The organism is Stappia sp. MMSF_3263, assembly GCF_030733745.1.
Lineage (GTDB): Bacteria > Pseudomonadota > Alphaproteobacteria > Rhizobiales > Stappiaceae > Stappia.
The window spans coordinates 199343-220956 of the sequence record NZ_JASHIK010000003.1 but is presented as its reverse complement, the minus strand read 5'-3'; the positions used below and the strand labels follow the sequence as shown (position 1 = coordinate 220956).

Here is a 21614-nt window from a genome sequence, read left to right as displayed (position 1 = left end):
CCGGCAGGCAGACGCCGGGGGGTATTGGGCGGATCTCCCTTGTGGAGGCACCGCCGGAAAAGGCGGACCCGGGAACGGTCCGCTTCACTGGTCAGCGTCAGGGCGTCCGCCCGTTCGCCGCACGAGCCGGGCTTCTTTTGAAAGAAGCGCGACCCGAACGGGAAAGGTCGGACCCTGCACGGGATGAGAAAGAGGGCAGACATGAGCAAGACCGACGCGATGATCGAGGCACAGGGCTTCGCAGGCGCAACCGCACCGGCCACTGCGACTGCCCCCAAAACGCTGCGCGCGCGCCGCGAGGAAGCCGCGCGTTCGGGCCTCTACAACCCCGCGCGCGAGCATGACGCCTGCGGTGTCGGCTTTGTCGCCCACCTGAAGGGCGCCCCCTCGCACCGGATCGTCGCCGACGGCCTGCAGGTGCTGGAGAACCTCACCCATCGCGGCGCGGTCGGCGCCGACCCGTTGATGGGCGACGGCGCCGGCATGCTGGTGCAGATCCCGCACGAGTTCTTCGCCGCCGAGGCAAAGGGCCTCGGCATCGAACTGCCCGAGAAGGGCCGCTACGGCGTCGGCTTCGTCTTCCTGCCCCAGGACCCGGCGCTGCGCGCCCGCTGCGAGGAGATCGTCGAGCGCGTCATCAACGCGGAAGGACAGGCGTGCCTGGGCTGGCGCGACGTGCCCGTCGACAATTCCTCCCTGTCCAAGGCGCCCGACATCGCCGCCACCGAGCCGGTTTCGCGCCAGGTCTTCATCGCCTGCCGCGACTGCGAGACCGAGGACGATTTCGAGCGCCGCCTGTTCGTGCTGCGCAAGGTCATCTCCAATGTGGTGCGCGCCGAGACCGATGCCGTCGACAACGGCTTCTACATCGTCTCGCTGTCGAGCCGCACGCTGGTCTACAAGGGCATGTTCCTCGCCTATCAGCTCGGCGCCTACTATGCCGACCTGAAGGACCCGCGCTTCGCCTCCGCGCTGGCGCTTGTCCACCAGCGTTTCTCGACCAACACCTTCCCGTCCTGGGACCTTGCCCACCCCTATCGCATGGTGGCGCATAACGGCGAGATCAACACGCTGCGCGGCAACGTCAACTGGATGGCCGCCCGTCAGGCCTCCGTGTCCTCGCAGCTGTTCGGCGACGACATCTCCAAGCTCTGGCCGATTTCCTACGAGGGCCAGTCGGACACCGCCTGTTTCGACAATGCGCTCGAGTTCCTCGTGCGCGGCGGCTACTCGCTCGCCCACGCGGCGATGATGCTGATCCCGGAAGCCTGGGCCGGCAACCCCTTGATGGACGACAACCTGCGCGCCTTCTACGAATACCACGCCGCCCTGATGGAGCCGTGGGACGGGCCGGCCGCGGTCGCCTTCACCGACGGCTGCCAGATCGGCGCGACGCTCGACCGCAACGGCCTGCGCCCGGCCCGCTATGTCGTCACCGACGAGGACATGGTGATCATGTCCTCGGAAGTCGGCGTCCTGCCGGTGCCGGAAGAGAAGATCATCCGCAAGTGGCGCCTGCAGCCCGGCAAGATGCTGCTGATCGACCTTCAGGAAGGCCGCATCATCTCCGACGACGAGATCAAGCGCAGCCTGTCGACCGCCAACCCCTACAAGGACTGGCTGCACCGCACCCAGATCGTGCTGGAGGAGATGCCGGCAGTGCGCGGCCGTGCGCCGGTTGCCGCCGAGACCCTGCTCGACCGCCAGCAGGCCTTCGGCTACACCCAGGAAGACATCAAGCTCCTGATGCAGCCGATGGCGACCGTCGGCCAGGAAGCCATCGGCTCGATGGGCACCGACACGCCGATCTCCGCGCTCTCGGACAAGCCGAAGCTGCTCTACACCTATTTCAAGCAGAACTTCGCCCAGGTCACCAACCCGCCGATCGATCCGATCCGCGAGGAACTGGTGATGAGCCTCGTCTCCTTCATCGGGCCGCGGCCGAACCTGTTCGACCTCAAGGGCCTTGCCACCTCCAAGCGTCTGGAGGTTCGCCAGCCGATCCTCACCAATGACGACCTGGAGAAGATCCGCACCATCGGCGACACCGCCGACAACCAGTTCTCGGCCAAGACGCTCGACATCACCTACGACGCGTCCAAGGGCGCGGACGGCATGCGCGAGGCGCTCGACAACCTGTGCGCCAATGCCGAGCGCGCGGTCGTCAACGGCTACAACATCATCATCCTGTCCGACCGGCTGCTCAGCCGCGCCCGCATCCCGATCCCGGCGCTGCTGGCGACCGCCGCCGTGCACCATCACCTGATCCGCAAGGGCCTGCGTACCTCCGTCGGCCTCGTGGTGGAAACCGGCGAGGCGCGCGAGGTGCACCATTTCTGCGTGCTGGCAGGCTATGGCGCCGAGGCGATCAACCCCTATCTCGCCTTCGAGACGCTTCTGCAACTGCATGCCGAACTCGACTTCCCCGAGGAGGTCGACGCCGACGAGGTCGTCTACCGCTACATCAAGTCGATCGACAAGGGCATCCTCAAGGTCATGTCCAAGATGGGCATCTCGACCTACCAGTCCTATTGCGGCGCGCAGATCTTCGATGCGGTCGGCCTCGCGGGCGACTTCGTCAACGAGTATTTCTTCGGCACCGCGACCAGCATCGAGGGCATCGGCCTTGAGGCCGTCTCCAACGAGACCACGCGCCGGCACGCGCTTGCCTTCGCCGACGTGCCGGTGCTGCGCCGCTCGCTCGATGTCGGCGGCGAGTACAATTACCGCGTCCGCGGCGAGAGCCACCTGTGGACGCCGGACAACATCGCCTCGCTGCAGCATGCGGTGCGCGGCAACATTCCGGAGAAATACCGGGACTTCGCCCGCGAGACCAACGAGGAGAACGGCCGCTTCACCATTCGCGGCCTGTTCCGGATAAAGATGGCAGACGAGGCGGGCCGCAAGCCGATCCCGCTCGACGAGGTCGAGCCGGCGGCCGAGATCGTCAAGCGCTTCTCCACCGGGGCCATGTCCTTCGGATCGATCTCGCGCGAGGCGCATTCCACGCTCGCCATCGCCATGAACCGGATCGGCGGCAAGTCGAACACCGGCGAGGGCGGCGAGGAGCCGGAGCGCTACAAGCCGCTTCCCGACGGGTCGATGAACCCGATGCGCTCGGCCATCAAGCAGGTCGCCTCGGGCCGCTTCGGCGTGACCACCGACTATCTCGTCAATGCCGACATGATCCAGATCAAGGTCGCGCAAGGCGCCAAGCCCGGCGAGGGCGGCCAGCTGCCCGGTCACAAGGTCGACGCGGTGATCGCCAAGGTCCGTCACTCGACGCAGGGCGTCGGCCTGATCTCGCCGCCGCCGCATCACGACATCTATTCGATCGAGGACCTGGCGCAGCTCATCTACGACCTGAAGAACGTCAATCCGGCCGCCGACATCTCGGTCAAGCTGGTCTCGGAAGTCGGTGTCGGCACCGTTGCCGCCGGCGTCGCCAAGGCGCGCGCCGACCACATCACGGTGTCCGGTTATGACGGCGGCACCGGCGCCTCGCCGCTGACCTCGATCAAGCATGCCGGCAGCCCCTGGGAGATCGGCCTTGCCGAGACCCAGCAGACCCTCGTTTTGAACGGGTTGCGCTCGCGCATCGCGCTGCAGGTCGACGGCGGGCTGAAGACCGGCCGCGACGTGATCGTCGGCGCGCTGCTCGGTGCCGACGAGTTCGGCTTCTCGACCGCACCGCTGATCGCCGCCGGCTGCATCATGATGCGCAAGTGCCACCTGAACACCTGCCCGGTCGGCGTCGCCACCCAGGATCCGGTCCTGCGCAAGCGCTTCAAGGGCACGCCGGAGGATGTGGTCAACTACTTCTTCTTCGTCGCCGAGGAAGTGCGCGAGATGATGGCCGCGATGGGCATTGCCCGGTTCGACGAACTGGTCGGGCGCGCCGACCTTCTCGACCAGGAGAAGATGATCGACCACTGGAAGGCCAAGGGGCTCGACTTCACCCGCATCTTCCATGTGCCGGACGCGCCTGCCGAGGCCAAGCGCTGGACCGAGCGCCAGAAGCATCCGATCGACGACATTCTCGACCGCCGCCTGATCGCAGCCGCCGCCCCTGCCCTTGAGCGCAAGGAAGCGGTGGAGATCGCCGAGACGATCATGAATGTCGACCGTTCGGCCGGCGCCATGCTGTCCGGCGAGGTCGCCAAGCGCTACGGTCACAAGGGGCTGAAGCCCGGCACCATCGACATTCGCCTGACGGGCACCGCCGGCCAGGCCTTCGGCGCCTTCTTGGCGCGCGGCATCTCGATGACGCTCGAGGGCGATGCCAACGACTATGTCGGCAAGGGCCTCGCCGGCGGCAAGCTGGTCATCCGTCCGAGCCCGAAAAGCGGCGCCGATCCGGACTATTCGATCATCGCCGGCAACACGGTGCTCTATGGCGCCACCGAGGGCGAATGCTACATCCGCGGCATCGCCGGCGAGCGTTTCGCGGTGCGGAATTCCGGCGCGCTGGCGGTCGTCGAGGGCGTCGGCGACCATGGCTGCGAATACATGACCGGCGGTGTCGTCGTCGTTCTCGGCTGGACGGGCCGCAACTTCGCTGCCGGCATGTCGGGCGGCGTCGCCTATGTGCTCGACGAGGACGGTTCGTTCCGCAACCGCTGCAACCTCGCCATGGTCGATATCGAGCCCGTCCCGGAGGAAGACGACCTGCTGGAAAAGCTCCACCACCATGGTGGCGACATCGAACACAAGGGCCGGGTCGACCTGACCGCCGACATGACCCGACACGACGACGAGCGGCTGCGCCAGCTCATCTCCAACCATGTCGCCCACACGGGTTCGGCATGGGCGCAGGAGATCCTCGACAAGTGGGATGAGTTCCGGCCGAAATTCGTCAAGGTGATGCCGGTCGAGTACCGGCGCGCCCTTCGCGAAATGGAAGAAAAGCGGCTCGGCCTGGTGGCGGCCGAGTAAGGGAGACGGACAAAATGGGAAAAGTCACCGGATTTCTCGAGATCGACCGGCAGGAACAGAAGTACCAGCCGGCCTCCGATCGCATCCGTCACTTCAGGGAGTTCACCCTGCCGCTCGAGGACAAGGAAGTCGAGCGCCAGGCGGCCCGCTGCATGGACTGTGGCATCCCCTATTGCCACGGTCCTGTCGGCTGCCCGGTCAACAACCAGATCCCCGACTGGAACGACCTGGTCTATAATGGCGACTGGGAAGAGGCGGCGCGCAACCTGCACTCCACCAACAACTTCCCCGAGTTCACCGGGCGCATCTGCCCGGCGCCGTGCGAGGAAGCCTGCACGCTGAACCTCGAGGACGCGCCCGTCGCGATCAAGACGGTCGAGCAGGCGATTGCCGACAAGGCCTGGTCCGAGGGCTGGATCCGACCCGAGCCGGCGCCGTTCCGCACCGGCAAGACCGTCGCCGTCGTCGGCTCCGGCCCGGCCGGCATGGCCGCGGCCCAGCAGCTCGCCCGGGCCGGCCACACGGTGCATGTCTACGAGCGCGAGCCGCGCGCCGGCGGGTTGATGCGCTACGGCATTCCCGACTTCAAGATGGAGAAGCACTATATCGACCGCCGCGTCGAGCAGATGCGGGGCGAGGGCGTCGAGTTCCATTACGGCGCCAATGTCGGCGTCAACATCACCGTCGACGAGCTTCGTCACCGCCATGACGCGGTGCTCCTGACCTGCGGCGCCGAGCGTCCGCGCGATCCGGAACTGCCGGGCATGGACCTGCAGGGCAGCATGTACGCCATGCCCTTCCTGGTTCAGCAGAACCGGCGGGTCGGCGGCGAGGACGTCTCGGCCGAACCGCCCTACTGGGCCGGCGGCAAGCATGTCGTCGTCATCGGCGGCGGCGACACCGCTTCGGACTGCGTCGGCACCTCGTTCCGCCAGGGCGCGCTGTCCGTCACCCAGCTCGACATCCGCCCGCGTCCGCCGGAGAAGGAAGACAAGCTCAACATCTGGCCCTACTGGCCGACCAAGATGCGCACCTCCTCCTCCCAGGCCGAGGGCGCCGACCGGGAGTTCGCGGCGGCAACGCTCGCCATTGTCGGAGAGGACGGGCATGTCACCGGCGTCAAATGCGCCCGCGTCGACGAGAAGCGCCGGCCGATCGAGGGAACCGAGTTCATCCTGCGGGCCGAGCTGGTGCTGATCGCGATCGGTTTCGCCGGTCCCCTGGAGGGCACCTATCTCGGCGAACTGGGGGACGCCATCGCCCGTGACGGCCGCGCCAATGTCCTTGCCGACACGCAGGACTACAAGACCACGATCGATGGCGTCTTCGCCGCCGGCGACGTGCGCCGCGGTCAGTCGCTGGTCGTCTGGGCGATCCGCGAGGGTCGCCAGGCGGCGCGCGCCATCGACCTGCACCTGACCGGCAGTTCGAACCTGCCGCGCTAAATTCGATACAAATCTGTGCAATCTTTCGAAAATCTTGCGCGAGAATTGTCGCAATTGAGTCAAACGGCGCCCTTTCGGGCGCCGTTTTCGTTGGACCGCGAACCGCCGCGCCCCGCCTGTCAGGCCGCGCTTTTCCCCGCATAGCTGTCGCGGATACTGGTCAGGAAGCCTCCGACCTGCGCATGCAGCGCACCCGAGAGTTCGGCCAGTTCCGCCGTCGCCCCACGGATCTGGTCGGTGGCGTTGCGGGTGCTGCTGCTCGCCCGCGCCAGATCGTCCATGCTCGAGGCGACGTTCTCCGTGTTCTGGGTGGCAAACTCGACGCTCTGGGTGATTTCCCCGGTTGCCGACATCTGCTTCTGCACGGCGCCCAGGATCGTGTCGGAGATCGCATGGATGCGCTCCACCGTGCCGGCGATCGACCGGATCGCGCCGACCGCCTGCTCGGACACTTGCTGCACCGCCTCGACCTGCTGCGAGATATCCTCGGTCGCCCGCGATGTCTGGCCGGCCAGCGTCTTGACTTCATTGGCAACGACGGCGAAGCCCCGGCCCATTTCCCCGGCGCGCGCCGCCTCGATCGTCGCATTGAGCGCCAAGAGGTTGGTCTGGTCGGCGATCTGCTTGATCAGGTCGACGACTTCCCCGATGGCCCGGCCGCTGTCCGCGAGCCGCCCGACGATCGCGTCGGTGGAGCGCGATTCCTCGACCGCCGCCCGCGCCATCGCCGCTGCCTGCTCCATTTCGCGCCCGATCGACAGGATCGACTGGGTCATCTCCTCGGCCGCCTCGGCCGCCGTCGAGACGGAACTCGTCGCCTGCATCGAGGATCCCGATGCCTGCTCGACGGCGTTTCCGGCCACCTCGACAGCCCCGTCCAGATCGTTGGAAAGGTCCGCCACGCGGCCAGCCGCATCGCCAAGCCGGTGCACGACGCCGACCACGCTCTCCTCGAAATCCGCGGCCACCTGGCGCAAGGTCTCCCCGCGCTGCAGGGCCATGCGCTCCTGCTGCTCCAGCGTGCGGCGCGCGTCCTGTTGGGCCTTTTCCGCCAGCTTGACCCGGAAATCGGCGACCGAGCGGGCGATGGCGCCAATCTCGTCGCCGCGCTCCGCCCCGGCTATGGTGATGTCGAAATCCCCGCCCGACAGCGCCACCAGGCCCTTTTGCAGGGCTTTCAGCGGCCGCCGCACGCCCAGCGCCAGCCAGAAGGCCAGCGCCAGGAAGGCAATGCCGACAGGCAGGCAGACCAGCGCGATTTCAAGCATTTGCCCCAGGATCAGACCGTCGAGCTTGGCCGTTGCCGTCGGCCCGAGAAACTCCGGCGCCTGTGCCGGGTCGCCAAGGGCCGCGACCAGCGATGTTCGGAAGACATAGAAGGCATAGCCGGTTCCCCCCAGCATGATCAGGGCGGCGGTCGCCACCATCAGGAGGAAACGGCCCAGAACAGTCAGGGACCAGGGTGTCTTGCGGCTGGATGTCATCTCGGAAACCTTGCGCGGTTGGGTGCCGGAAGGGTTCCAGAAAATCGTGAAAAATTAGGTAATTACGTAAGTATCCGGATACCGCTGCGGAAGCAGCAGGCGGCCCTGCCGGTTCATTCGACCTGCCGGAAGTCGTCAACGCGGCCATTGGCGGGCGCCAGCGGCGCGCCCTGAACGATCAACCTGTATTGCGGCGTATCGGCAACCGGCTCGTTGCGCGCGTCCTCGCCCCCCGCCAGAACCGTCTCCGGCGCCCCCTGGCGGCCGGTCAGGACGATGAAGTTGGGATCGTCCTCGACACCTTCGAAGGCAAAGGCGCCCGACGAACCAAGGATCCGGGCAATCGAGCGTTCCGCGAAGAAGGCAATCTTCCGCCGGCCGGGCCAGGTGAACCCGATCCCGTCGCCGGAGCGCAGCCGGCGCCGCGTTCCCTCCACGTCCGGCCCGTAGGACGTGTAGCCGCCATTCTCGTCCAGAAACACATCCCAGACATCGACATAGATCGCGTTGCTGGCATCGACCCGCTGCTTGGCGACCGTGTTGATATGGCTGAAATCGGCGCGCCGGGCCTGCCCTTTCGGTGGCGGCAGGCCGACCCAGACCATCGGCGTGCGCTGCGCCCGTGCCGCGGCAATGAGTGCCCCCACGCGCCGGTCGTAGGCAGCGTTCCATTCCTCCGACCGGAACCCGGCCGTTCCCGTCGCCGTCTCGATGTCGCTCACGTCATGCGACCCGATCAGCGCCACCACGACAGCGACCTTGCGCCCCTGGACAATGCCGCGGATACGGTCGCCCAGATCGCCCGTGCCGCCGCCGGCGAGCCCGACATCGTCGAGCACGAGACTGTCGACACGCACCGAGGCAACCTCCGAATAGGTTGCCTCCAGGCCTTCGGCGAGTTCTCCGGCGAGTGAATCGCCAACCACCAGAACCACGCGCGCATCCGCTTCCTTGGGCACCTCGACGATCACCGGCCGGGCCGGTTCGCGCGGCTGCTGGATCCGCTCACGCGGGTTCCGCTCCTTCATCCGCACCCGCTGGCGGCGGTTCTCGACGCCGAACAGCCGGAACAGCGGCGTCAACGGATGAAAGCCGCTGCCCGTCGTGTCGCCCGGCCGCACGATCGGCCGCCCGTCCTGGGCGCTCACCGGCGAGGACGCAAGACCCAGCGAACCGGCAACAAGCACCGCCAGGAACACGGCAAGCAGGCGGCCGGCGGTCCGGCGACACACGCAATGCATGCCGCGCCAGGCAGAACCGGCTTCGGTGGAGTGACCCTTGATCATGGCCCGATCCTAGCGGAAGCGCCGCCCCGCTCCAAGCGCCCAGAGCATCGCGACCCCGCCCGGCCGCACCCGCTCAGCGCCCCGAGCGGATGTGGTCCAGCAAGGCGACGGAGGCATAGCCGTCGGGGATCAGGCCCGCCGATTTCTGGTAGGAGCGGATGCCGCGCCGCGTCGCCGGCCCAACCCGCCCGTCAGCCGACCCGACGGAGAAGCCACGCCTGTTCAGCAGGGTCTGCAGCTCTTCCGTCTGCGGCCGCGAGAGCGGAAGCGCGTCCCGCTGCCAGGGCTGGACAAACGGCTCGCCGCCACGGATGCGATCGGAAAGGTGACCGACGCCCAGCGCATAGGCGGTCGCGTTGTTGTAACGCTTGATCACGTAGAAATTGCGCAGCATCAGGAAGGCCGGACCCGAGGCTCCGGCCGGCAGCACCAGCTCGGCATCGTCGGAAGGGCGCGGGAAGTTGCGGCCACCGGTGCGGCGGATGCCGAGCCGGGCCCAGTCGCCGAGGTTCTTCTCGCTGTCCACGTGGGAATAGTCGAATCCGCGCGGCAGCACGACTTCGTAGCCCCAGGTCTTGCCGCCCTGCCAGCCGTGCCGCTTCAGGTAGTTCGCGGTCGAGGCCAAAGCGTCCGGGATGCTGGTCCAGATGTCATGGCGGCCATCCCCGTCATAGTCGGAGGAATATTGCTTCCAGCTGGACGGCATGAACTGCGTATGTCCCATGGCTCCGGCCCAGGAGCCTTCCATGCGGTCGGGCGCCACATGCCCGTCATCGATGATCTTGAGCGCGGTGACCAGCTCGCGCGTCCAGAAGTCCTGCCGTCGCGGCGCGGCATAGGCGAGCGTCGCCAGCGCACGCACCACATAGTGCTCGCCCATGAAGGAGCCGTAATTGGTCTCCATGCCCCAGATCGCGACCACCGCCTCCCGGTCGACCCCGTAGCGGGCCTCGATCGCCGCCAGCTCGCGGGCATAGGTGGTGAGCATCTCGCGCCCTTTCTCCACCCTGCTGTCGGAAACCGCGCTGTCGAGATAGTCCCAGATCGGCTTGACGAATTCCGACTGCTTGTTCATCAGCCGGATCGTGTCGGGATCGGGCGTCACTCCCTGGAACGCCCGCTGGTAGGTGTTCCTGGAAACGCCCGCTTCCCGCGCCACCGGCCAGAACCGGTCCACCCATCGGTCGAAGGCGACATCGGAAAGCGCAGGCGTTCCTCCGCCGCCAAGGGCCATCAGCCCGAGCGCCAGCACGGCCGGCAACCGGCCGCCTCCGGTGGCGTGGCGGATCGCGGCCCGGGTTGTTCGCAAGAAAGACATCAACACTCCTGATCGTCCCATGGCGCGGTGGCGCTGGCGCATTGCGCGCAGAACCGTCCGCATTCGCCCCCCCAGGCGCCCCGGATACTGTGTTCCTGCCGGCGCTTGCGCACTCTTGCCGAATGCACGGCGCCGGACGGACGGGTCAATGGCGGAAGCGCAGACCCGCCTCGATCGTGTTCGAATCGTACCCCGACCCCGCCGTGCTCGACGTGAAGCGGCGATATGTGTAGCGCCCCTGCAAGGCGACGTTCGATGTCAGCGCCCAGGTCAGCGCGGTGGTGGCGCGCGTTTCCTGCTCGGTCAGCACGACGCCGGTGTAGTCCCGCCAGGAATACCCCACGCCCACTTCGCCGCTCAATGCATCGGAGAACCCGTGCGCGAGGCGGATATCGCCGGAATAGATAACGGAGCCGGGCGTGCCGGCAATCGTCGAGGGCGAGAAATCGGTGCTCGCCAGCGCTGTCACCGTCGTCAGCCTGGTCGGCGACCAGACCAGCGACCCGTCGATCGTCAGCCCTTCCAGCTTCGCCAGGCGTTTGTCGTCCAGCGTCTCGCTGCGCCAGCCGATGGCGATGTCGCCGCTGATCTTGCCGCCATTGTCAAAGGCGACGCCGGCGCGCAGCCCGTAACCTCGCGAATCGCGATCCGCGCAAAGGGTGAGATCCGGACACTTTTCGAAGTAGCGCCGACCAAGCACACTGGCCTCCGCGAAGGGCGTGGCGAAAGCCCCCGTATTGCCTTCCACCCGCAGGGTGACGGTGGCAAGCGCGTTGTCCCGCTCGCGGCTGGCGACCGCGCCGCCAGCGCCGCTGTAGAGCGTTGAATCGACCCTGCCGCGCAACTCCGCGCCGACAAGGCCAAGATCGTGGCGCAGCGCCAGACCGGCCCCGACCTCGTGGATATCCTGGTCGCCGCCGGTCGATTCCGCCGTACCGCGATCCTGCAGGGCAAGCCCGTAGCGGGCGTCGACATCGACCTCGCTTCGGTCTCCCAGTTCAAGCGTCAGCAACGCGTCCGACGTCACGCTCGGATCCGCCTCGAGATTGCCGCCGCCCGGATAGCCGATATAGCTGCCACGAAAATTGACGCCGAGACGGTGACGGTTCCACTCGGACTGGATCCGCAAGGACGGCGCAACCCGGTAGGTCGCCCCGCCGGTGCCGGTCGCATCGCCCGCGCGGTTGTCGGTCCAGCCAAGCCCCGTGAAGAGCTCAGGATACAACAGGAAGGACCCGACGCGGATACCGCGGGGTGCATCCCGGGTCGTCTCCCCGTCATACACCGTTTCCGCCAGCGTGCCCCCGCCCACATTCGCCGTCCGCCGCTGCACCGCGCGCAGGCGCTCGGCAAATGGCTGCACCGGGCGCACCCGCCCGACATCGGCGAGCGCCTCGGCCTCCTCGCCCGCATTCGGCCCTATCTCCGAAATCGTGCCCCGCGTCCCGGTGGCCGCATTGCCAGCCGAACCGGCCTGGCCCGACTGGGCATCGGCGCCCTGCTCGGCATCGGTCGGATCCTGCAATCCCCCCTCATCGCCAAAGCCGCCGAAGCCGCCGCGCAGGCTGCTGTCCTGCGCCATCGCGGGCGCGTACGGCATGGCCGGCGCTGCAAGCAGCGCGAGCGCAGCAAGAACTGGGGAAAGGTACCGCTTCATCGTCGACCCGATTGGAATGCGGGCGCATGCGGCCCACTTTGGCCATGATAATGGTCTGTTAAGGTTAACGGAGAGTTGCGCCACAACCGGCGTCTACCCCTTCAAGGCTCCCGCACTTGCCGCATCCGGCCGGGAGGGCTATGAGGGCTCATTCCAACATGGACACCGCAATGACCGTCACCGCCGCCCCTCAGCCAGCGCCCGTCACCGGAACCAAAACCGCCAGTGAAGCGGACCTCCGTTCGGCCGGCCGCTCGGCCGTGCGCACGATCGTCACGGAGGTGGCCGGGCTCGAGGCGCTGCGCGAGGCGTTGGAGAACGGGCTTTCCGCCCCTTTCGCCCGCGCCGTCGAGACGATCGTCGCCGCGCGCGGCCGGGTGATCGTGACCGGCGTCGGCAAGAGCGGCCATGTCGGAGCCAAGATCGCCGCGACCTTCGCCTCCACCGGAACCCCGGCTTCCTTCGTTCATGCGACGGAGGCAAGCCATGGCGACCTCGGCATGATCACCGACAATGACGTCGTGCTGGCCCTGTCCTGGTCGGGTGAGACGCAGGAACTGGGCCCGACCATTGCCTATACGCGGCGCTTCAAGGTGCCGCTCGTGGCCGTGACTTCTCGCGCAGAAAGCGCGCTCGGCACGGCGGCGGACATTGTGCTGGCGCTGCCCAAGGTCGAGGAAGCCTGCCCGCACGGCCTTGCCCCGACCACCTCGACGATCCTGCAGATGGCGACCGGCGACGCGCTGGCCATCGCCCTTCTCGAGGCGCGCGGCTTCACCGCCCTCGATTTCAAGACCTACCATCCGGGCGGGCGCCTGGGCTCCAGCCTCCTGCATGCCCGCGACATCATGCATTCGGGCGACAAGCTGCCGCTGGCGGGCGCCGCGACGGCGATGCGCGACGCCATCGTCCTGATCACCCAGAAGGGCTTCGGCGTGCTCGGCATCGTCGACGAGGCCGGTGCGCTGGCCGGCATCATCACCGACGGCGACCTGCGCCGCCACCTGAGCCACGACTTCCTCGACAAGACCGCTCAGCAGGTGATGACCCACGCCCCCAAGACGATCCCGGGCGACATGCTGGTCGCCTCCGCCATGGAGTTCATCAACCGCTCGTCGATCACCGCCGTCTTCGTGGTCGACGACGGGCGGCCGGTCGGCATCATCCACCTGCACGATCTGCTCCGCCACGGCGTCGCCTGACCCCGCCTTGCCGTCGGACGCACGCTCCGGTGATTAGGCATTTGTTAACCCTAACGTATTTTCCGGCTGCCCACGGCCGTTCTTTGGCCGCGCTTAGGGATTGATTAGCCACGCCGCGCCTATGATCTCTCCAGGTCCGCAAACGGGCCGAACGATTCCGGAGAGTATCAGCGTCATGGATCTCGGCTCGATCATTGGCATTTGCGCGGCATTCGCGGTGGTTTTCGTCGCCATTCTTCTTGGCGGCAGCCTCACCCAGTTTATCGATGTTCCCTCGATCCTGATCGTCATCGGCGGCGGCTTCGCGGCAACGCTCGTCCGCTTCCCGCTGGCCGGCATCGGCAGCGCCTTCGTCGTCGGCGGCAAGGTCGCCTTCACCCACAAGAAGGCAAGCCCCCGCGATCTCATCGAGGAAATCGGCCGCCTCGCCGACACGGTGCGCAAGTCCGGCCCGCTCGGCCTCGAAAACATCGAGGTCAGCGATCCGACGCTGGCCAAGGGCGTGCAGTACATCGCCGACGGTTACGAGGCCGACTTCATCAAGGAGACGATGGAGCGCGACCGCGACCTCTATCTCGACCGCCTCCAGGAAGGCCGCAAGGTGTTCAAGGCACTCGGCGATTCCGCTCCCGCCTTCGGCATGATCGGCACGCTGGTCGGCCTCGTGCAGATGCTTGCCACCATGGACGACCCCTCGACCATCGGTCCCTCGATGGCCATCGCCCTGCTGACCACGCTCTACGGCGCACTGATCGCCAACGTGGTCTGCCTGCCGCTGGTCGACAAGCTCGATTCCAAGTTCGAGGTCGAGGAGGTCAACCAGACCCTCGTGATCGACGGTGTCCTGCAAATCCGCGAGAACAAGAGCCCGGCGCTGATCCGCGACATGCTGATCGCCTACCTGCCGGAAAAGGCGCGCGCCGAGTTCGCGGAAGCCGCCTGAGGCGGAAACGGAGACGTCAACATGGCAAAACGCAAACAGGCAGGCGGCGGCGCCCCGGAATGGCTGGTGACATTCGCCGACCTGATGTCGCTGCTCGTCTGCTTCTTCGTGCTGATCATCTCCTTCTCCATTCAGGACAAGCAGAAGCTGCAGGTGGTCGCGGGCTCGATGCGCGAGGCCTTCGGCGTCAAGGAAACAGCCCGCCGGACCGGCATCATCGAGGTCGAGGGCATCCCGATCCGCGACTACATGAAGGACATCACCCAGGTTCCCGAGGAGCTGGATTCGGATTTCGCCGCCGAGCGCCACGAGAAACGGCGCAAGCAGGGCGCGGAAGCCAATACCCATGACGTGCGTGAAGCGGACATCGAGCATCCCCGCCAGTTCGCCACGGCGGCCGCCTCGCTACGCCAGGCCTGGCAGGAAATGCCCGACATCACGGAGATTTCCTCGAACATCATCCTGGAAGAGACGGAAGAGGGCCTCAACGTCACCCTGGTCGACCAGGACGGACGCTCGATGTTTCCCGAAGGCTCCAAATATCCGTACGAGATCACCCGCCGGCTGCTCGCCAAGATGGCACCGGTCATTGCCCGCATGCCGAACCGGATCCAGGTCACCGGCCACACCACCTCGGGCGGCATGACGATCAATCCGGGCTACACCAACTGGGAACTGTCCGCCGACCGGGCCAATGCCGCGCGCCAGATCCTGTCCGAATACGGCATCCCGCAGGACCGCTTCTACGGTGTGGTCGGCAAGGCGGATACCGAGCCGCTGTTTCCCAACGATCCCTATCTGGCGGCCAACCGCCGGATCGGCATCCTCCTGATGCGCGAGGCGCCGCCGATCCCGCTCGGGCACAATCCCTGAGGCAGGGGACGTTCCCGGGCAAGGGCACAAGCAACCCGGGAGCCTGACCTCGTGCCCGGCAAGCCGGACGGCCTGCCGCGCCCGCCCTTGCGCCTTGGGCGTCTCAGGTCCGCGGCGGCACCGGCGCGGCAACCAGAGTGGCGCCATCGACCCCCGCGATCGCGATCCGCGATCCCGCCGGACAGTCCGGTCCGCTCACCCGCCACACCGTGTCGTCGATCCTGACGGTTCCCTCACCATTGCTGATCGGCGCGGCCAGGGTGAACTCGCGGCCGATCAGGCGATCGGCCCGGCGGTTGAGGTTGGGATCGCCCCCCTCGTTGCCCTTGCGGCTCATCACCATGCGGCCGGCGATCATGCTGGCCACGGACAGAACGCCGAAAAGAACCAGCGCCAGTTGCCAGGGAATATCGACAACGATCGCGAGCGTGCCCACGATGATCGCGGCAAGGCCGAACCAGAGGAAGAAGGTGCCCGGAGCCAGCACCTCCAGACCGAGCAGCAACAGGCCGACGATCCACCAGATCCAGGGGCCCAGCTCGAGCACCAGCCGTTCGACGATGCTCATGCACGGTCCTCGCCGCCACGATCGCCGCTGCCGGTATTGGGAACGGCCGCCGCACGGGCGCGGGCCCGGTTGTCGGGACCGAACGCTTCCTTGGCGATCTCGGCAATGCCGGTGAGAGAACCCAGGACCGCCGTCGTTTCCGTCGGCAGGATCAGGAGCTTCTGATTGGGCGAACGGGCGAACTGGCCGAGCGCCTCCACATATTTGTTGGCGACAAAATAGTTGATCGCCTGCATGTCGCCGGCGGCAATCGCCTCGCTGACCATGAGGGTCGCCTTGGCTTCGGCTTCGGCAGCGCGCTCACGCGCCTCGGCATCGCGAAAGGCCGCCTCGCGCCGGCCCTCGGCCTCCAGGATCAGCGACTGTTTCTCGCCTTCCGCCTGCAGGATCTCCGACTGGCGCTTGCCTTCCGCCTCAAGGATCGACGCGCGCTTCTCGCGCTCCGCCTTCATCTGCCGGCCCATTGCCTCGACAAGATCGCGCGGCGGATTGATGTCCTTTATCTCGATGCGGGTCATCTTGATGCCCCAGGGCGAGGCGGCCGCGTCCACCACCCGCAGCAGCCGGGCGTTGATCTCGTCGCGGTTGGACAGCAACTCGTCGAGATCCATCGAACCCATGACCGAACGGATGTTGGTCATGGTCAGGTTGAGGATGGCGTTCTCAAGCCCCGAGACCTCATAGGCGGCGCGTGCCGCGTCGAGCACCTGGTAGAAGGTGACGCCGTCGGCGCTCACCGTAGCATTGTCGCGGGTGATGACTTCCTGCGTGGGAACGTCGAGCACCTGCTCCATCATGTTGATCTGGTGACCGACGCGGTCGACGAACGGCACGATGATGTTGAGGCCCGGCGTCAGCGTCTTGCGGTACCGGCCGAAGCGCTCGACGGTGTAATTGAAGCCCTGCGGCACCGTCTTGATGCCGGCAATGACGACAAGAACGAGCAGCACAAGCAGGACAAGTACAAGAATATCAAACCCGAACAGATCCACACCTTCGAGCATCGACGTCATCCTTTTCCTGCGCCGCGCCGGCACCACGCCACGCGCGATTGAGGCCTTCGGGCGCGTAAAGACGCCCGGCAGACCGGATCCCGCTGCAACATGTACGCGCTCGCGCGCGATGCGCAAGCACAAGACGCATCAATGGACGAGACGTCGGGGAAGCCCGGACGGGCACGCCCGCCTTGGACGTGGTCAGATCCAGCCGGAGAGTTCGCGGCGCACGATCGCGTCGATCACCTCCATGCCCGGCCCGCTGTCGTTCAGGCAGGGTATGTGGGCGAATTGCTCGCCACCGTTTTCATGGAAAATCTCTCCCGCCTCGCCGGCGATTTCCTCAAGCGTCTCGAGGCAGTCGGCCACGAAACCGGGATTGATCACGGCGATGCGCTTCATGCCGGAAACAGCCAGCGCCTCGACCGTCTTGTCCGTATAGGGCTGCAGCCATTCTTCCGGCCCAAAGCGCGACTGGAAGGTGATCCGCAGCCGATCTTCCGGCCAGCCAAGCCGCTCTCGCAACAGCCGCGTCGTCTTGTGGCAGTGGCAGTGATAGGGATCGCCCTTGCGGAAATAGGACTGCGGAATGCCGTGATAGGAGGCAAGCACCGTCTCCGGCTCGAAATCGAGCCCGGCGAGCGCCGTCTCGATCGATGTCGCGAGCGCGTCGATATAGACCGGGTCGTCGTGATAGGGGGGCACGGTGCGCAGCGCCGGCTGCCAGCGCAGCTTGAGGAGCTCCTTGAACACCACATCGTTCACTGTCGCCGTCGTCGAGGCCGAATACTGGGGATAGAGCGGGAACACGAGCAGGCGGTCGCAGCCTTGCGCGCGCAGGTGCTCGAGGCGGGAGGCGATCGAAGGATTGCCGTAGCGCATCGCCCAGTCGACGATGACGCGCTCTCCCGCGTCGGCAAGCGCCTCGGAGAGCTTGTCCGACTGCGAGCGGGTGATGGTCCGCAGCGGGGATTCGTCGAGCTCCTTGTTCCAGATTTCCTCGTACGCCTTGCCCGACTTCTGCGGGCGCGTGTTCAGGACTATGCCGAAGAGGATCGGGTACCAGAGCGCCTTCGGCCACTCGATGACGCGCTTGTCCGTCAGGAATTCCTTGAGATAACGGCGCATGGACGTGTAGTCGGTGCCGTCCGGCGTCCCCAGATTGACCAGCAGGACGCCGACCTTGCCGGACTTGACCTGTGGATGGTCCGCCGGCAGTCGCAGGCCGCGCATGTCCCGCGCTCGTTCCGCGGCGGCGCCGGCCGTGTGGTCGATATCGGCCGTGTTCTTGTTGACGGTCATGCTGTCCATTTGGCTCCCGGTCGAAAGATCGTTCTGCTGCAGCCGCACATAAGGCACGCCGCCAGCATGGTCCATAGCTTACGCCTGTTACGCGAAAACGGCGGAGCAGGATTTGCACCATCCGCGACAGCCTGACGCACCGGCTGCATTACAGGACATGCCGGCTGACAGGGGCCAGCGTTAACCGGGCCTTCAGCGGTATCAGCGACATTGATGAAATTACGAGGTTTTCCCGTACGGCGCAGGTCTTCCGGACCCCGGCGCCGGGAATGGCAGGGGAAGAAGTCTACCGTGAGATCGCAGAAGGTCCTGCTCATTGACGACAGCGCATTCACCCGGCGCCTGATCCGGGGAATGCTCAAGGATCTGGGCTTTGCCAGCATCAGCGAGGCGCAGAACGGCGCCGTTGCCGAAAAACTCCTGCGTACCCACCGTTTCGACGTCATCCTTGTCGACTGGCGCATGCCGACACAGGACGGCGCGGCCTTCCTGGCCAACCTGCGCGCCAGCTCGAACGCACAGACCGCCATGACCCCGGTCATCGTCATCAGCGCCCATGTCGACCTGTCGCTGCTGGAAAAGGCTGCCGAGCTCGGTGCCCGTTCGGTCGTCGTCAAACCGTTTTCGGTCAGCGTCCTCAAGTCGCATGTCGATGCGGCAACCGGCGTCGCGGAACAGCCGCGCGGCGCTCCACCGGAACCGATGCCGCCTGCCGTCGAGGAAGACCCCTTCGAAATCGTCTATCTTTGACCCCGGCGCGCGCAGCGCAGCCGGAGCGGGCGACAGGCTCCGCAGTGCTCACTCGGCGCGGTAGCGCTCGGCGACCCTGAACCAGAATTCGATGATCGTATGCAGCACCTGGCTCATTCCGGCCAGGCTGTCCGCCTTCGTCACCACCGCGTTGGCGCCCGCCGCATAGGCGCGGCGAATCGTGACCGGATCGTCGGCGGTGGTGAACACGCAGACAGGCACAGCGCTCAATGTCGGATGCGCCCGCAACTTGCCCAGGAACTCGGTCCCGTTCATCACCGGCAGATTGAGATCGAGGAGAATGAGGTCGGGAGCCGGGAGGCCGCTGTCGGCAGCCTCGTTCAGGATCGACAGCGCCTGCGCGCCATCGGCCGCCGTCGTCAGACGGACCGGTATCGCCGAGGCGCCCAGCGACTGGGTGATGATCCGTACGTCATCAGGGTCGTCCTCCACCAGAAGGACGGCGGCGCCATCCTGGTCACTAGCCCTGTCATCCTGCATCACATCACCCGCCGGTCCGGGGCTGGCGGCAAGGGCCGCGCAACCACATGTCGCGTTCCTGCATAGGATAGAGGCGAATGGCAGCGCAAGGGCGGAAAACCGACAGGGCCGTCCTCGCCGTCCGTTCGGCCTGTTCCGCCAGCCGTCTCAAGCGTCGTATTTGCGCTCGTCGGATATGACCTTGCCGTCGTTGGGAAGCACGCCCGGGGCGACCCGCTCCACGGACCCGGCCAGTTTGGTGATCTCGCGAAGCGACGCGGCAATGGCAGTGTCCAGGCCATCGGCGGGGGCCTCGACCTCATAGGCCAGGCGCATCACGTCCTGCTCGGCCTTGCGCTCGACGATGAGACGCGCCCGCGCGATCTCGGGGTGACGGCCGAGAACCTGCGCCACCTGCTTGGGATCGACGAACATGCCCTTGACCTTGGTGCGCTGGTCGGCGCGCCCCATCCAGCCCTTCAGGCGCATGTTGGTCCGCCCGCAGGCCGAGCGACCAGCCAGCACCGCCGAAAGGTCTCCCGTTCCGAAACGGATCAGGGGATAGGCGCTGTTGAAGCTGGTCACGACGAGTTCACCGACCTCGCCGTCGGGCACCGGCGTGTCCGAACCCGGGCGCACGATCTCGACGATCATGTTCTCGTTCACGATCATCCCCTGGTCGATCACCGATTCATAGGCGATCACGCCAAGGTCGGCCGTCGCATAGGCCTGGAACACGTCGACGCCGCGCGCCGCATACTCGGCCCGCAGGCTCGGGAACAGCGCGCCGCCGGAAACGATCGCCTTGCGGATGGAAGAGGCATCGCGGCCGAGCTCGGCCGCCTTGTCGAGGATCACCTTCAGATAATCGGGCGTGCCGGCATAGCCGTCCGGCCTCAGCATCGCGACCGCATCGACCTGCATCTCGGTGTTGCCGACCCCGGCGGGGAAAACGGCACAGCCGAGCGCCCGCGCGCCGTGATCGAGAACGAAGCCGCCGGGCGTCAGGTGATAGGAGAGCGCATTGTGGACGATGTCTCCAGGGCGGAAACCGGCCGCGAAGAAGGCCCGCGCCGCGTTCCAGGGATCGGCGCCCTCGCCCTGCGGCTCCCAGATCGGCCCGGGCGACATGAAGATGCGCCCCATGGCGGAGACCGGGGCGGCCGCAAAGCCGCCAAATGGCGGGTTCCCGGCTTGCGCGGCCATCAGCTCCGGTTTGCGCAACACCGGCAACCGGGCCAGCGCCGCGCGATCGGTGACCGCGGCTGCGTCCACGCCGGAAAGATGTGCGGCCCAGCCCGGCGCGTTGGCCATCGCATGAGCGATCTGGCCAGGCAACCGTGCGAAGAGATCGGCGTCGCGCTCGTCCGGGTCCCGGATCTCAAGAGTGTCAAAATGCTCTGCGCTCATGACACGGTCCTCGTGCGTTGCATCGCTTGCGGGAAAGCGGGGGTGTTGCCCGCCCTTGCGGCGAGCCCTTCCCGTCTGGCGTTCAGTCTGTTCCTGGGCGGCGCGGAGGCGGAGGCGTCAGGCCAGCCAGCGCTTGCGCCGCTTGTAATGCTTCACGTTTCGGAAGGACTTGCGGCCCTCGCCACCGACGCCAAGATAGAATTCCTTGACGTCCTCGTTCTCGCGCAGCGCCTTGGCATCGCCGTCGAGCACGATACGGCCCGATTCCAGGATGTAGCCGTAGGTCGCATAGCGCAGCGCGACATTGGTATTCTGTTCAGCCAGAAGGAAGGAAACGCCCTCTTTCTGGTTGAGCTCCTTGACGATCTCGAAAATCTCTTCGACCAGCTGCGGTGCAAGCCCCATCGACGGCTCGTCGAGCAGGATCATGTTCGGCTTGCTCATCAAGGCGCGGCCGATGGCGCACATCTGCTGCTCGCCGCCCGACGTGTAGCCCGCCTGGCTTGACCGGCGCTCGCGCAGCCGGGGAAAATAGGCATAGACCTTCTCCAGGTCTTCCCTGATCGCGGCAGCCCCGTCCCGGCGTGTAAAGGCGCCGGTCAGAAGGTTTTCCTCGATGCTCAGATGGCCGAAGCAATGCCGGCCCTCCATGACCTGGATGCAGCCGCGCTTGACCAGGTCGTTCGGCGACAGCGACTGGACCTCTTCGCCCTTGAAGACGATGCTGCCCTTCGTGACGTCGCCGCGCTCGGCTCCGAGCAGGTTCGACACCGCCTTCAGCGTTGTCGTCTTGCCGGCGCCGTTGGCGCCGAGGAGGGCAACGATGCCCCCCTCGGGAACGGTGAGCGAAACACCCTTCAACACCAGGATGACGTGGTTGTAGATCACCTCGATGTTGTTCACCGAAAGGATCGTCGAAGCGGACGTCTCGCTCATGCCTGTCTCCACTCCTTGGGAGGACAACCG

The 21614-nt window shown here is 66.4% G+C and carries 16 protein-coding genes; 6 read left to right on the top strand and 10 right to left on the bottom strand.

The annotated features are described in order from the left end of the window. Positions 1-201 precede the first annotated feature (201 nt). Entirely contained in the window at positions 202-4935 is a 4734-nt protein-coding gene (gene gltB / locus RBB46_RS05615; protein ID WP_306027915.1) for a glutamate synthase large subunit, read from the top strand. Between the two features lie 14 nt (positions 4936-4949). Beyond that, a complete protein-coding gene (locus RBB46_RS05610; protein ID WP_306027914.1) occupies positions 4950-6380 on the top strand; it encodes a glutamate synthase subunit beta in 1431 nt (476 codons plus the stop codon). Positions 6381-6499: 119 nt separating this feature from the next. Here RBB46_RS05610 and RBB46_RS05605 read toward each other — a convergent pair whose 3' ends face one another. The 4 genes from RBB46_RS05605 to RBB46_RS05590 form a co-directional block, all read right to left on the bottom strand. After that, positions 6500-7864, bottom strand: a complete 1365-nt coding sequence (locus RBB46_RS05605; protein ID WP_306027913.1) for a methyl-accepting chemotaxis protein — start codon at positions 7862-7864, stop codon at positions 6500-6502. Between the two features lie 113 nt (positions 7865-7977). Beyond that, positions 7978-9150: a GDSL-type esterase/lipase family protein gene (locus tag RBB46_RS05600; RefSeq protein ID WP_306027912.1), complete on the bottom strand. Its 1173-nt coding sequence runs from the start codon at positions 9148-9150 to the stop codon at positions 7978-7980. 73 nt (positions 9151-9223) lie between these two features. Next, positions 9224-10468: a lytic murein transglycosylase gene (locus RBB46_RS05595; protein ID WP_306027911.1), complete on the bottom strand. Its 1245-nt coding sequence runs from the start codon at positions 10466-10468 to the stop codon at positions 9224-9226. A 145-nt stretch (positions 10469-10613) separates the two neighbouring features. Next, positions 10614-12068 carry an outer membrane beta-barrel protein gene (locus tag RBB46_RS05590; protein WP_306027910.1) on the bottom strand — a complete coding sequence of 485 codons (1455 nt, stop codon included), beginning with the start codon at positions 12066-12068 and terminating at the stop codon, positions 10614-10616. A 227-nt stretch (positions 12069-12295) separates the two neighbouring features. Here RBB46_RS05590 and RBB46_RS05585 point away from each other — a divergent pair, with 227 nt between their 5' ends. The 3 genes from RBB46_RS05585 to RBB46_RS05575 all read left to right on the top strand — a co-directional run bounded on the left by RBB46_RS05585 (position 12296) and on the right by RBB46_RS05575 (position 15143). Then, positions 12296-13327, top strand: coding sequence for an SIS domain-containing protein (locus RBB46_RS05585; RefSeq protein ID WP_306027909.1), 1032 nt, complete (start codon positions 12296-12298; stop codon positions 13325-13327). Positions 13328-13502: 175 nt separating this feature from the next. Further along, on the top strand, positions 13503-14270 hold the full coding sequence (locus RBB46_RS05580; protein WP_306027908.1) for a motility protein A: 768 nt from the start codon (positions 13503-13505) through the stop codon (positions 14268-14270). A gap of 21 nt (positions 14271-14291) precedes the next feature. Further along, positions 14292-15143 (top strand): flagellar motor protein MotB, encoded by an 852-nt coding sequence (locus RBB46_RS05575; protein WP_306027907.1) that lies wholly within the window; start codon positions 14292-14294, stop codon positions 15141-15143. 103 nt (positions 15144-15246) lie between these two features. Here RBB46_RS05575 and RBB46_RS05570 read toward each other — a convergent pair whose 3' ends face one another. The 3 genes from RBB46_RS05570 to hemH form a co-directional block, all read right to left on the bottom strand. Further along, on the bottom strand, positions 15247-15711 hold the full coding sequence (locus RBB46_RS05570) for an NfeD family protein (protein ID WP_306027906.1): 465 nt from the start codon (positions 15709-15711) through the stop codon (positions 15247-15249). Next, positions 15708-16715, bottom strand: coding sequence for an SPFH domain-containing protein (locus tag RBB46_RS05565; RefSeq protein WP_306027905.1), 1008 nt, complete (start codon positions 16713-16715; stop codon positions 15708-15710). The genes RBB46_RS05570 and RBB46_RS05565 overlap by 4 nt, the downstream gene beginning before the upstream one ends. Positions 16716-16907: 192 nt before the next feature. Beyond that, positions 16908-17939, bottom strand: coding sequence for a ferrochelatase (gene hemH / locus RBB46_RS05560; RefSeq protein WP_306027974.1), 1032 nt, complete (start codon positions 17937-17939; stop codon positions 16908-16910). 360 nt (positions 17940-18299) lie between these two features. Here hemH and RBB46_RS05555 point away from each other — a divergent pair, with 360 nt between their 5' ends. Beyond that, a complete protein-coding gene (locus tag RBB46_RS05555; RefSeq protein WP_306027904.1) occupies positions 18300-18758 on the top strand; it encodes a response regulator in 459 nt (152 codons plus the stop codon). A 48-nt stretch (positions 18759-18806) separates the two neighbouring features. Here the strand turns inward: RBB46_RS05555 and RBB46_RS05550 are convergent, their stop codons facing one another. From RBB46_RS05550 to RBB46_RS05540, 3 genes are all read right to left on the bottom strand, one after another. Beyond that, positions 18807-19259: a response regulator gene (locus RBB46_RS05550; RefSeq protein ID WP_306027903.1), complete on the bottom strand. Its 453-nt coding sequence runs from the start codon at positions 19257-19259 to the stop codon at positions 18807-18809. A gap of 147 nt (positions 19260-19406) precedes the next feature. Continuing rightward, the gene (locus RBB46_RS05545) at positions 19407-20648 is read right to left on the bottom strand and encodes a phenylacetate--CoA ligase family protein (protein WP_306027902.1); all 1242 of its coding nucleotides are present in this window, start codon (positions 20646-20648) and stop codon (positions 19407-19409) included. 117 nt (positions 20649-20765) lie between these two features. Beyond that, positions 20766-21584 (bottom strand): ABC transporter ATP-binding protein, encoded by an 819-nt coding sequence (locus RBB46_RS05540; protein ID WP_306027901.1) that lies wholly within the window; start codon positions 21582-21584, stop codon positions 20766-20768. Between the last annotated feature and the right edge of the window lie 30 nt (positions 21585-21614).